This is a genomic window from Pseudoalteromonas sp. NSLLW24, assembly GCF_015864725.1.
Taxonomy (GTDB): Bacteria; Pseudomonadota; Gammaproteobacteria; order Enterobacterales; family Alteromonadaceae; genus Pseudoalteromonas; species Pseudoalteromonas arctica.
In genome coordinates this window covers 210953-224272 of sequence record NZ_JADYWQ010000007.1, presented here as the reverse complement: position 1 = coordinate 224272, position 13320 = coordinate 210953, and the positions used below count along the sequence as shown (strand labels likewise).

Annotated in this window: 12 protein-coding genes, 1 tRNA gene and 1 riboswitch; of the genes, 3 read left to right on the top strand and 10 right to left on the bottom strand. The window is 42.2% G+C overall.

Features of this window, described 5'->3' with window-relative positions:
• A tRNA-Gly gene (locus I6E72_RS09840) sits at window positions 1-76 on the bottom strand.
• A 260-nt stretch (window positions 77-336) separates the two neighbouring features.
• Window positions 337-882: an oligoribonuclease gene (gene orn, locus I6E72_RS09835; protein ID WP_007585019.1), complete on the bottom strand. Its 546-nt coding sequence runs from the start codon at window positions 880-882 to the stop codon at window positions 337-339.
• A 121-nt stretch (window positions 883-1003) separates the two neighbouring features.
• On the opposite strand from orn, the gene rsgA reads away from it, so the two are divergent.
• Complete coding sequence (gene rsgA, locus I6E72_RS09830; RefSeq protein ID WP_010554253.1) at window positions 1004-2062, top strand: small ribosomal subunit biogenesis GTPase RsgA; 1059 nt, start codon at window positions 1004-1006, stop codon at window positions 2060-2062.
• A gap of 15 nt (window positions 2063-2077) precedes the next feature.
• Window positions 2078-2944, top strand: coding sequence for an archaetidylserine decarboxylase (gene asd, locus I6E72_RS09825; protein ID WP_197112156.1), 867 nt, complete (start codon window positions 2078-2080; stop codon window positions 2942-2944).
• A 293-nt stretch (window positions 2945-3237) separates the two neighbouring features.
• On the opposite strand, the gene I6E72_RS09820 is transcribed toward asd, so the two are convergent.
• The 8 genes from I6E72_RS09820 to I6E72_RS09785 form a co-directional block, all read right to left on the bottom strand.
• A complete protein-coding gene (locus tag I6E72_RS09820) occupies window positions 3238-3987 on the bottom strand; it encodes a HesA/MoeB/ThiF family protein (RefSeq protein WP_197112153.1) in 750 nt (249 codons plus the stop codon).
• A 50-nt stretch (window positions 3988-4037) separates the two neighbouring features.
• Window positions 4038-5573, bottom strand: coding sequence for a thiamine phosphate synthase (gene thiE / locus I6E72_RS09815; RefSeq protein ID WP_197112151.1), 1536 nt, complete (start codon window positions 5571-5573; stop codon window positions 4038-4040).
• Between the two features lie 10 nt (window positions 5574-5583).
• The gene (locus I6E72_RS09810; RefSeq protein WP_197112149.1) at window positions 5584-6375 is read right to left on the bottom strand and encodes a thiazole synthase; all 792 of its coding nucleotides are present in this window, start codon (window positions 6373-6375) and stop codon (window positions 5584-5586) included.
• Between the two features lie 5 nt (window positions 6376-6380).
• Entirely contained in the window at window positions 6381-6575 is a 195-nt protein-coding gene (thiS, locus tag I6E72_RS09805; protein WP_002960781.1) for a sulfur carrier protein ThiS, read from the bottom strand.
• 7 nt (window positions 6576-6582) lie between these two features.
• On the bottom strand, window positions 6583-7593 hold the full coding sequence (locus I6E72_RS09800; RefSeq protein ID WP_197112147.1) for an FAD-dependent oxidoreductase: 1011 nt from the start codon (window positions 7591-7593) through the stop codon (window positions 6583-6585).
• Window positions 7594-7711: 118 nt separating this feature from the next.
• Window positions 7712-9664 (bottom strand): phosphomethylpyrimidine synthase ThiC, encoded by a 1953-nt coding sequence (thiC, locus tag I6E72_RS09795; RefSeq protein WP_231620525.1) that lies wholly within the window; start codon window positions 9662-9664, stop codon window positions 7712-7714.
• 143 nt (window positions 9665-9807) lie between these two features.
• A riboswitch (TPP riboswitch) is annotated at window positions 9808-9922 on the bottom strand.
• Window positions 9923-10029: 107 nt separating this feature from the next.
• Entirely contained in the window at window positions 10030-10428 is a 399-nt protein-coding gene (locus I6E72_RS09790) for an META domain-containing protein (protein ID WP_331459205.1), read from the bottom strand.
• 126 nt (window positions 10429-10554) lie between these two features.
• Window positions 10555-10953: an acyl-CoA thioesterase gene (locus tag I6E72_RS09785; protein ID WP_010555268.1), complete on the bottom strand. Its 399-nt coding sequence runs from the start codon at window positions 10951-10953 to the stop codon at window positions 10555-10557.
• An 84-nt stretch (window positions 10954-11037) separates the two neighbouring features.
• On the opposite strand from I6E72_RS09785, the gene I6E72_RS09780 reads away from it, so the two are divergent.
• Complete coding sequence (locus I6E72_RS09780; protein ID WP_197112138.1) at window positions 11038-13155, top strand: TonB-dependent receptor; 2118 nt, start codon at window positions 11038-11040, stop codon at window positions 13153-13155.
• Window positions 13156-13320: the final 165 nt, after the last annotated feature.

Sequence of the window (13320 nt, the reverse complement as noted above, 5' to 3'; positions counted from 1 at the left end):
TGGAGCGGTACACGAGGCTCGAACTCGTGACCTCGACCTTGGCAAGGTCGCGCTCTACCAACTGAGCTAGTACCGCATTTTTTATTTCTTCAGTTATTTTACGTTGGTGCGCGACAGGTCGCGTTCAACATTCTAGCAACTGAGCTAGTACCGCATTTTTACTTCTTCAGTTATTTTACATTGGTGCGCGACAGGTCGCGTTCAACATTCTAGCAACTGAGCTAGTACCGCATTTATTGATGGTAATTCAATCACTCAAACACACTAACCCCGCGTGGGTTATCGTCTTGAGCGGGGCAGGATTCTACAATAATACAGTCTGTTTGCAAGTGTTTTTTACAAATTAAAGAAATTTTCTCTATAGACTTTTAATTCCATAATCGAATCTTTAATGTCATCCAAAGCAAGGTGTGAGCCTTTTTTGTTCACTTTTGCAAGTACTTCTGGTTTCCAGCGACGTGCTAATTCTTTAATAGTACTTACGTCGAGATTTCGGTAATGGAAAAAATCTTCAAGTTCGCGCATATATTTATTCATAAAGCGGCGGTCTTGACCAATTGAATTACCACACATTGGCGAAGTGCCTGCTGGTACCCACTGCTTTAAAAACGCTAAAGTTTGCTCTACAGCATAGGCTTCATCAAAGGTACTTGCTTTGCAGCGTGCTGTTAAACCCGACTTACCATGTTGAGTAGTACACCACTCGTCCATGCCATTTAGTAATTCATCACTTTGATGAATAGCTATAGTTGGCCCTTCGGCTAATATATTCAGGTCTGCGTCAGTGACAACCGTCGCAATTTCGAGTATTTTATCGGTCTCTGGTTCGAGCCCTGTCATTTCAAGATCGAGCCAAATTAAATTTGATTTATTAATAGTCATAATTACCTAAGCGGTGCTTTCCTTTAGATCCAACGCATTTCGATATATCATATTAGCATCAACCGTCGAGCTAAAGCTTTTTTTAGGAAAAGCGACATTTAACTAAGGTTATAGGCCTCCAGTGGCAAAACAAAAAAAATTAAGTAAAGGCCAATCGCGTCAGATCAAGGCCAATCACCAAAAGCGCATTAATAGCGCAGACTCAAGACCGGCTAAAAAAGGGGCGCAAGAATGGCAAACCGATAACTTAGGTCAGGTCGAGAGCGCAATTGTGATCAGTCGTTTTGGCCAACACGCCGATGTCGAAACTGAAAATGGCGATGTACTTCGCTGTAATATACGCCGTACTGTGTCTAATTTAGTATGTGGTGATGAAGTATTATTTCGCCGTGCCAAAGTAAGTGAAGGTGATTTAGCCGGTGTAATTGAAGCCACGCAAGAGCGTCGCTCGCAACTTACCCGCCCTGATTTTTACGACGGTGTTAAAGTTATTGCAGCCAACATTGACCAAATACTCATGGTATCGGCGGTATTACCCGAATTTACACCCAGTATTATCGACCGTTATTTAATAGCCTGTGAAGATATGGGCATTGAGCCAATTTTAGTGCTCAATAAAACCGATTTAATTGACGAAGCAGGCCTTAACGAAATACAAAAAGTTCTCGATATCTATCGTAAACTTGATTACCAAGTACTCCTTGTTAGTAATATATCAGGCGATGGTATTGATAAATTAAAAGAAGTACTTGTTGATAAAAATAATATTTTTGTTGGCCAAAGTGGTGTGGGTAAATCAACCCTCGTTAATACTGTATTGCCTAACGCTGAAATATTAACTAAAGAAGTATCTGAAAACAGCGGCTTAGGCCAGCACACAACAACAGTTTCGCGACTTCACCATTTACCAAGTGGCGGTAACCTAATCGACTCGCCAGGTATTCGTGAGTTTGGTTTATGGCATTTAGATGTTGAGCGTGTAACGTGGTGCTTTAAAGAGTTTAGAGAATTTATAGGCGGATGCCGCTTTAGAGACTGTAAACATTTAAACGATCCGGGTTGCATCGTTAAAGAAGCAGTAGCCGATGGAAGAATTTCTCAATTGCGCTTTGACAGCTACCACCGAATTTTAGAAACAATGGCCGATGGCCGTGCAGGCGCCCGTGCGCCTCGCGTATAATTTAGGAAAAATACTGTGAGTTTAGACAAATTTAAAATCGCAATGCAGTACGCAATGCCAAAACATTTTATTTCACGCGTAGTCGGAAAATTAGCTGCTGCAAAAGCGGGTGCTTTAACAACTACTTTAATTAAACTATTTATTAAGCAATATAAAGTAGATATGAGCGAAGCCCAATACCCAGATCCGGCTCATTATAAAAGCTTTAATGATTTTTTTACTCGCCCTTTAAAAGACGGCATGCGCCCAATGGTAGATGGTAGCAATATCATCATTCATCCAGTGGATGGCGCAATCAGCCAGCTAGGCGATATTGTTGACGGACAGCTAATACAAGCTAAAGGCCACGATTACAGCTTACAAGCGCTACTAGGCGGCTCACAAGATGATACAACACCATTTTTAGGCGGTAAGTTTGCAACGATTTATTTAGCACCTAAAGATTACCACCGTATTCATATGCCAGTTGATGGCACACTAAGCAAAATGATTTACGTGCCAGGTGATTTATTTTCAGTAAACCCACTTACAGCGCAAAACGTGCCTAACTTGTTTGCACGTAACGAACGTGTGGTAGCAATTTTTGAAACTGAAATTGGTCCGCTTGCAATGGTACTTGTTGGCGCAACAATTGTAGCCAGCATAGAAACTATTTGGGCAGGTACTGTCACGCCACCAGCAGGTAGCGATGTATTTAGTTGGAAATACCCAACCACTGGCGATAATGCCATCACGCTTAAAAAGGGTGAAGAAATGGGCCGCTTTAAATTAGGCTCTACTGTGGTACTTGCATGGGGTGCTGATAAAGCGGAAATACTGGACGATCAATTACCTGAAGTGGTTACCCGCTTAGGTACTGCGTTTGCAAAAATTAACGACTAAAATCAATTGTTAATTAGAAATCAAAAAACCGCGTTTATTTAAACGCGGTTTTTTGGTTTTGTAGGTGTGAAGCCTGCTCACGTTAAAAGCGTCAGCTTTTGGTTTATATTTAATTGCAGGCTGCACCGTTTATATTTTTATGGACTTCGTCCATCACGCCAGCAAGCTGTGCGTCTACAATTTTGGTGCAGAAGTTTTGATGTGTTGTAGACGTAGAGCTTGCTCACGTTAAAAGCGTCAGCTTTTGGTTTCTTAACGCCACATGTAATAACAGGCACAAGCCCCTCAAAAACCTATTTTCCACACTCTTTACACTCTAAATCTTTAATCACTTTAAAGTGCTGTTGTTTTAAAGTAAGCGCATCAAAGGTTATAAACACAGCCCCCTCTGCATGCCCCAGCAATAAGTTGAGCGTGAGTTGCGCCTGCATAGAGCCTATTACACCAAGTAGCGGGCTAATTACTCCTGCGTTACTGCAATTAATAACTGGTGTAGCTTCACTTTGTGGAAAAACACAGCCATAACACGGGCTATCACTTTGCCTAAAATCAAAGCCCATTAACTGCCCTTTAGCTGCCAATGCAGCACCAGAAATTAACGGTGTTTTATTAGTAATACAATAACGATTAACACTATAGCGAGTACTAAAGTTATCAGAGCAATCAAGTACTATGTCAGCCCCTTTTAGCATGTAGGCTGCATTACTCTCATCTAACTTTTGGCAATGCGTTACTATTTCTATTTGATTATTCAGGCTCGCTAATACTTTACCCGCTGCGGCGACCTTGTTTTGCCCCAAGTGGTTTATTTTATAAAGCACTTGGCGCTGTAAATTTGAAAGTTCTACCTCATCATCGTCAATTAAAATAAGCGTTCCAATACCCGCCGCAGCTAAATACAAAAGTACTGGGCTACCTAACCCGCCTGCCCCAACAACCGCAACCGTTGAAGTTTTAAGCGTTAATTGCCCTTCAAGCCCTACTTCTTCAAGCAATAAATGGCGGCTGTATCGTAGGGTTTCTTTATCGCTTAGCTCATTCACTTTTACTGACCATATTAAGATTAGCCTTGTTAGTATTACCCTTGTTAGTATTAATGTGCACTGCTTATGGCCACTTTCAGAGCGCTTATAGCCTCTACGTAATTATCAGCCTCTGTTATCGCTCGCACTACGGCAACACTGCCTACGCAGGTTTTAGCTACCTGCTCAGCACGGCTTAAATCAATACCACCTATTGCTACTGTTGGGTAGCTTTGCATAAGTGGTACAAACTTAATCAGCTTTTCAAGGCCTTGTATTTGACCTGTCATGTCTTTTGTTGTGGTTGGGTAAATAGCACCAAATGCCATGTAACTAGGGCGATAATTATGCGCACGCAGCATTTCATAAAAACCATGAGTAGAAAGCCCAAGCCTTAACCCAGCGTCTTTAATTGCCGCTAAATTGGCAATCTCTAAATCCTCTTGCCCTAAATGCACACCATACGCGCCATGTTTAATAGCTAGCTGCCAGTAATCGTTTATAAATACCTGTGCGTTGTATTGCTTGCCCAGCTCAACAGCTTGCTTAATGAGCTCATCCAGCTCGTCTTGCGTTTTATTTTTAACGCGTAACTGCGCTGTTTTAATGCCTTGTTGTAAGCATTTTTCTAACCAATCTGTGCTATCAACAACCGCATATAAGCCCAGTGATTTACTTTCACAAGGTGCAAAATCAGCAGCCATATTAAAATCAAGCGGCACATCAAAATCAAGCTCATCACCCAGCCAGCTACCTGGCTCAATTACTTGTGGGTAGTCAGCTAAATTAGTGGGGAACGAGGTCTGAGCAACCGGCCCAATCCCTTCGCCGTAGCGTACTGACTGTTTTAATCCTTGGTTTATATATGCCTTAGCTAAAATAAAGGCATCTTTTAATGGGTAGTCTTTAGCTAAACACGCAGCAATTACCGAAGCCATGCTACACCCGGTGCCGTGGTTATGCGGTGTTTGTATTTTTTGATTGCCTAACCAATATTCTTCACCATTTTGCGTATTACTATCAATACAATAATCAATGCAGTAGCCACTTGGGTAATCCCAATGTCCGCCTTTAATAACAACGGCTTTTGCACCCCAGCTTAATAGCTTATTAGCCGCTTCTTTTATTGCAGCCGGGCCAATTAAATACACACCGGTTAATAACTGTGTTTCGTGGGTGTTTGGGGTTATTACATCCACCAGCGGCAGTAGGCATTCTTTTATTGCGCTTACCGTGTCTTCTTCTGTTAGTAAGTCACCGCTTGAGGCAATAGCGACAGGGTCATATACAATAACGGGAGGCACCGGCCACTTAGCTTTATAGTGACTTATATGTTCGCTGATCAACTGAATTTGCTGCACATTGGCAAGCATGCCAATTTTAATCACTTTGGCTTTCATGTCTTTTTCAAGCGCTAGTAACTGTGATTCAATAATATCGGTAGAGACTGCATTAATGGCCTCTACGCCTAAACTATTTTGTGCAGTAAGCGCCGTAATTGCCGTGCAGCCATGTACACCAAAACTTTGCATTGCTTTTATATCAGCTTGAATACCGGCACCGCCGCAAGAATCAGAACCGGCAATTGTCCATACTACGTTATTCATATTCTTTCCTTCACTGCTGATGCCAAAATGGCATACCCATTGTTGGGGTTGATGGGGCTGCAACGTCTTTTTCCGGCATCGCTTTTGCTTTGTATGCAAAGCGCCCCGCTTCAACTGCGGCTTTAAATGCGCGGCTCATAGTAATTGGGCAACCCGCCCCTGCAATGGCTGAATTTAATAATACCGCATCATACCCCATTTCGAGTGCTTGGCAGGCATGCGATGGCAAACCTAAACCTGCATCTACTATTAATGTGGTATCGGGTAAACGCTCTCGAATAGTTTTTAAATTATAGCTATTTAACAAGCCTTTACCGGTGCCTATTGGCGCCCCCCACGGCATAAGCACCTCACACCCAAGTTCATTTAAGCGCTGGCAAAGTACTAAGTCATCGGTGCAATAAGGCAATACTTTAAAGCCATCATTAATTAATATTTTTGTGGCTTCAAGTAGCGCAAAAGGGTCAGGCTGTAAATTGTAATCATCGCCAATCAGTTCTAACTTTATCCAATCGGTAGAAAATACCTCTCGGCACATTTTTGCAAGCGTTATAGCTTCTTTAACACTGTGGCACCCTGCGGTATTAGGCAGTATTTTTAAGCCTGTATTTTTTATTAACTGCCAAAAATCATCACCTGCCGCTGCACTTTGCTGGCGCCTAAGCGACACAGTTACTATTTCAGCCCCAGAGGCAACTATCGATTGGGTCATAATGTCGGGCGACGGATAAAGCGCAGAGCCTATTAATAAGCGACTCTTTATTTGCTCTCCATAAATAGTTAAACAGTCTTTAGTTTGCATGAGCTTTATCCGCCTTGAATGGGTGACAGCAACTCAACACTGTCGCCTTCATTAAGTACATAGTTACTGTGCCGACTTTGTGGAATAAATTCGCCATTAACAGCCACAGCAAAAGGCGCGACTGCACCAAAACTTTGAAGTACCTCAACGAGTGCTTTGCTATTAACATTAAGTAGCTCGCCATTAATTGTAATATTCATTCTACTCTCACTCTATTCGTGAAACTGCTTGCGCCACTAATGCCGGCGCCAACATATAACCATGTCGATACAAACCGTTAATGCTAATTACATTACCAACTTGTGATACTTCTGGGCGGTTATCGCTAAATGCAGGGCGTAATCCGGTTTGAATACTAAGTAGTCGTGCTTCGGCAAACCCGCTGTGTACGGTATAAGCCGCTGAAAGTAACTCAAGAGTTGAGCGCACTGTTGCCGCGCCGCTGTCTTGTGACTCTATTTCAGTCGCACCAATTACATATTCATGATTAGGTTTAGGCGCTATATAAATTGGATAACGCGGGTGCATTAAACGCACGGGCCTGATTAAACTTACCTCTGGTGCGTATAACCTTGCTACTTCGCCGCGCACACCTCTAAGCGGTTTATCATCTTGAGTATTTTTAGCACCAAGCCCACGGCAATCAATAATATAATCGAATGGTCGATTGTTTATTTTGTTGTCGCTAATGGTTACGCGCTGATTAAATACAAATTTTACTTTGCGTTTGTTGAGCTGTGCAAAGCTGGCTTTATAAAATGCTTGGTTATCAATTTGCCCCTCGCAGGGTAAAAATAAGCCTTGATTAAAGCGCCCTGCCAGTTCAGGTTCAAGCATTGTAATTTGTTGAGCATTTATATGCTCGGCAGTGTGATCAGCTAGCGGTTTTATACGCTGTGCAAAGCTTTGTAAATCGCCTTTGTCCTGCTGGTGCGCAATGACCAAAGTGCCTTGCTGCTGAAAAAAAACGTCACTTTCAAGCTCGGCAATAATGCTGGGCCAGCGCTTCATTGAATCAAGACCCATTAAAGCTAAATCAGCCTCACATAACACCGACTCAGCAAGCGGGGCAAGCATTGCTGCTGCCACTTTACCTGCGCTATTTTGAGTATGCTCGTCATCTGCTTCAAAAACAGTGACATGGTGCTGTTTACTCAGCGTAAGCGCAGCTAACCTGCCCGCTAAACCAAACCCAACCACCGCAATGTTATAAGACACGAAAACCTCCAAAGCAGTTATTAGTAGGTGCGAATTTACTTCGCACTTCTTCAACTTTTAAAGAAGCGAGGTATAACACCTCACCTACGTCTGCATCTAACTTTTAGCGATAATTACTTTATACCGCTTTATGGTAAATCTCTGAGCCTGTTTGCTTAAACTGGTCAGATTTAGCTTTCATTTCGGCTTCTACATCAACCATTTTTATTTCAATAGCGTCGCCTGCGTTATTAGGATCAATACCGCGTGTTTCTAAATCTTTAGCGTAATCGCGTACTTCTTGGCTAATTTTCATAGAGCAAAATTTAGGACCACACATAGAGCAAAAGTGAGCCACTTTGCCTGATTCTTGCGGCAGGGTTTCGTCGTGATACTCGCGAGCTCGGTCTGGATCTAAACCAATATTAAATTGGTCATGCCATCTAAACTCAAAGCGTGCTTTTGATAAGGCGTTATCGCGTTCTTGCGCGCCAGGATGCCCTTTTGCTAAATCGGCGGCATGCGCTGCAATTTTGTAGGTAATTAAGCCTTCTTTAACATCGTCTTTATTTGGCAGACCTAAATGCTCTTTAGGTGTTACATAGCAAAGCATTGCACAGCCGTACCATGCTATTTGAGCCGCCCCAATACCAGAAGTAATATGGTCGTACCCTGGTGCAATATCGGTCGTTAGCGGACCTAATGTATAAAATGGCGCTTCGTCACAATGTTTTAATTGCTCGTCCATATTGGCTTTAATCATGTGCATTGGCACATGTCCTGGACCTTCAATAAATACCTGTACATCGTGCTTCCACGCAATTTTAGTCAGTTCACCTAATGTGCGTAGCTCACTAAACTGCGCTTCATCGTTAGCATCAGCAATCGAACCAGGGCGAAGTCCATCACCAAGTGAAAAACACACATCGTATTGTTTTAAAATTTCGCAAATGTCTTCAAAGTGCGTGTATAAAAAATTTTCTTTATGATGCGCCAAACACCACTTAGCCATAATTGAGCCACCGCGCGACACAATGCCGGTCACGCGTTTAGCCGTCATTGGTACATAACGAAGTAATACACCGGCGTGAATAGTAAAGTAATCAACGCCCTGCTCGGCTTGCTCTATAAGCGTATCGCGGAAAATTTCCCACGTTAAATCCTCAGCCACACCGTTTACTTTTTCAAGCGCTTGATAAATCGGTACTGTGCCAATAGGGACAGGCGAGTTACGTACAACCCATTCGCGCGTTTCGTGAATGTAGCGTCCCGTTGATAAGTCCATCACGGTGTCTGCACCCCAGCGGGTAGACCACACCATTTTTTCTACTTCTTCTTCAATAGATGAGCTAACCGATGAGTTACCAATGTTGGCGTTAACTTTAACTAAAAAGTTACGGCCTACAATCATAGGTTCTGTTTCTGGATGGTTTATATTATTTGGTAAAATAGCGCGACCACGGGCTATTTCATCGCGTACAAATTCTGGGGTAATAAATTCAGGAATACTCGCGCCAAACGACTCGCCTTTATGCTGCGCGGCAAGTAATTCTTTACGAATTTCTGCACGTCCCATATTTTCGCGAACGGCTACGTATTCCATTTCAGGAGTAATAATCCCTTGGCGTGCGTAGTGCATTTGCGTTACGTTTTTGCCCGCGATACCACGGCGAATTTTTGGAAGGTGATCAAAGCGAATATGATCCAGCCCTTCATCCGCCATACGTTGCTGCGAAAATTGCGACGTTACTGATTCTAAAACTTCGGTGTCGCCACGGCTTTCAATCCATTGTTCACGAAATTTTGGTAAGCCTTTGCGCACGTCTAGTTCAAAATTAGGATCGGTATACGGGCCCGACGTATCGTAAACACGTAGCGGATCGTTTGACTCATAAACAGGGTTTTCATCTGTGCCACCAATAAACGTATCACTTAACGTAATTTCACGCATACCAACACGCACACCAGGTTGAGTACCTTCAACGTATACTTTATGAGAATTTGGAAACGGTTGACCCGTTAAGTTATAAATATATTCAGACGCGGCAGCACGAGTTTCTCGGCGTGACGCTTTATTTGTAGTATTTGACATGACTTGCCTCATTGCTTAAGGGTTGTCTTGTCAGATATTCCGAGGAATAGAGAAAGATCGTAAAGTAGCGTACATGCTACTTTGCAGCCTAAAATAAACAAAATCACTTTATTGTGCGCATAAAAAAAGACGCACAAGCGTCCCATTTTAGGCAGCTTGTTCCCTACGCAGGTATTAACCTGATCAGGTTCACGGATCCCGCTTTCGCGATCTCAGCCAAAAACTAATTACTTAGCTTTGGCACTCCGACAAGTATTGATATATAAATTCTGTTCGTTAATTTGAAGGTGTTATCCATCAAATCTGCGCTGAGTGTACGTCAGTTAAAAACTGCCCGCAAGGGGCTGTTTTTCAAAAACTTAAAATTATTTAGGGATAAACACAAATGTTTGCTCGCCTTGCATGACTAATTGCTGGCCTTGCATTTTAAGCTCGACACCTTGCTTTAAGGCTTGTAATAACTGCTGCTCAAACTCATCAAGGTCTTCGCCGCACGACTTGCGCGTCATTCCTAATTTACTTACGGTAAGGTTACTTTCTTCAAGCGAACCTTCACCAAAAAATTTGTTACAGCCAGCAAAACCGTTTACTTGCAGTGCTTCAATAAAGCTCATTGATGCATTAAACGAAGGTGGAATTGCTAAACCATCAACACGTGATAATTGCCATTGGGTGTATTTAAGCTGCTCACTGGTAACCGTCCCTGTTGATGCGCAACCAACACATAAACCGACTATAAGCATCGGTATTGCTGCTAATTTCATGCTACTACTAACTAATTGTCTAATTAATGTAATTGTAACAATATTTATGCCCTTTATCCGTTAAAAATGCATGTTTTAAATGTAAATTTTTGTTCTATGATAGTTCAAAAGTTATGCGATTAAGTACTAAGTTGTAGTTTTAAATACGTTATCTATTTGCTCAGGTAAAAACGGTCTACCTTTTTCATTAACAGACGTTCCTATAACCAGTGCATTGAGCATTACTTTTTCATCGCTTTTACGTATAACCGTTTGCTTAAACGCAAATTTTAAACGACTAATACGCTGCGGCTCCACAGCCACATAAAATTCATCACCTGGTAATAGTGAATGTTTATAGTCCATTTCGCTGCGCATCACGACTAGGTTAATTTTATCTTTCGCTAATTGAGCAAAATCAATACCGTGTGCGTACAAGAATTCATGGCGAGCATGCTCTAAATAATTAAAATAAACACTGTTATTTACGATACCTTGTAAGTCACATTCGTAATCACGTACTTTGAAGTCAACTTTAAAGGTCATATTAGTAATCCTGATTATTTAACGTATAATTGCCGCGTTTATAGCACATGTGTTTAAATAATTGCTACCATACGAGTCCCTAAAATGGAGTTAAGTAACCCAATGAACTTACGTTTGTCTTTAATTACTGCCGCACTTTTACCGCTGCTTGGTGCACCAATTGCAGCTAACGCTGATGATAGCGACCTAGAAAGAATTGTTGTAACCGGCGATTTTCAGCGCGAAAGCATTCAAACTTTAAGCGCGAGTGCGAGCTTATTCAGCGAAGATGAAATTAATCAACGTGGTGCAAGTTACTTAGACGAAATGTTAGGCAGTACCGCCAATGTAAATTTTGCATCTGGTGCATCGCGTGGTCGTTACATCCAAATTCGTGGCGTGGGACTTCGCTCACAATTTGTAGATCCTATTAATCCATCTGTAGGCTTAGTTATTGATGGTATTAACTATTCTGGTCTTGGTGGCAGCTCATTATTATTTGATATAGACCAAGTAGAAATTTATCGTGGCCCACAAGGAACACGCTTTGGCGCAGACGGTATGGCCGGTATGATCCAAATGGGTTCAGCTAAAGCCACGAGCGATCCAAGTTTAAAATTACAAGTAGGTGCTGGCACGTACAACACCCGCGAAGCAGGTATTGCAGCAAGCACTGGTTTAACAGATGACACTAGCGCACGCGTTAGCTACTTTCGCAGAAAGTCAGACGGTTACGTAGATAACTTGTACTTAAATGACGAAACACAAAATCAAGACGAACAAGTAGCCCGCTTTAAAATAAACAGCCAGCTTACAAAGCATTTAAATACTGAGTTAAACCTTCACTATATTGACATAAACAATGGTTACGATGCGTTTACGCTTGATAACAGCCGCAATAGTGTTGCCGACGAGCCAGGGCAAGATAATCAAGAAAGCTACGCTATAGGTGTCAATAATACTTACACGGGTTTTGACGCTTTTGATGTAAATCTAAACCTATCTGCTATTGATACCGAATTACTTTACAGCTTTGACGAAGACTGGGTATGTAACGATACAAGTGAGCCAAAGTTATGTGCTGCTGGCTTACATCCAGATGGATACAGCTCAACTGATTTATACAGCCGCGATCGCGACGATCAGTCTGTAGATTTACAGTTTAATTCTAAAACGGGTAACTGGGTTGCGGGTATTTATTACCAAAACCGTGACGTTGATTTAGAGCGCCAATACACATGGTTAGCAAGCCCGTTTTCTTCAACTTACGAAACGAGTAACGTTGCAGTATATGGTCAAGTAGCGACTCCAATTGGCCCTAAAACAACATTAATTACAGGTTTACGTGTAGAGCAATACCAAGGCGACTACACCGATAGCAATGGCTTTATACAAGACACTGACGACGTAATGGTTGGCGGTAAAATAGCACTTGAATATCAAGTGATTGATCGCACTATGATCTACACCAGCATTACGCGTGGCTACAAAGCCGGTGGTATTAACTCAGAAGCGCTTGCTAAAGCCAAAGATGAAGGCTTAAACCTAAGCGCTGATTTTTTCCAGCAACACACCAGTTTCGACCCTGAATATTTATGGAGTGGCGAATTTGGTGTTAAAGGCTCATCGCTTGATGACAAATTTACGCTTCGCTTAGCTGCATTTTACATGCACCGCGACGATATTCAGTTAAAAGCATGGCAAGTAGAAGGTCAGCAATTTACCGGTTATGTTGATAACGCAAGTTCTGGTAGCAACTACGGATTAGAAGTTGAAGGTAGTTACCAACTAACTGATAATCTATTTTTAACGGGTAGTGCTGGTTACTTAAACACTGAAATAGATGACTTTGTAACGCAGTCTGGCTTAAACCAAGACGGTCGTGAGCAAGCACAGTCACCTAAATACCAGTATGCGTTTACTGCTCGCTATAACTTTACAAGTGAGCTTTACGGTATGATTGGTGTTGAAGGTAAAGACGACTACTACTTCTCAGATAGTCATAACTCACAGGCACCAAGCAGCAACTTAGTTAACTTAAGCTTTGGCTACGAAGCAGACATGTGGGCAGTTCGCGCATGGGCTCGTAACGTGTTTGATGAGACAGTCCCTACACGTGGTTTTGAGTTTGGTAACGATCCACAAGATGGTTACGCAACGCATACCTACACACAATTAGGTGAGCCTCGCGTAGCAGGTGTTACGTTTACGCTTAATCTGTAAAGCACAGCCGTTGGCTTTCAAATGAAAGCTACAGCAAGCAAATAAAAACACCGCGTTTAATTTAAACGCGGTGTTTTTATTTGTAGGTGAGGTTTTATACCTCGCTTTTTATAAAGTTAAATTACATGAGCGCGAAATAAATTCGCACCTACAGGTTTGGCGTAT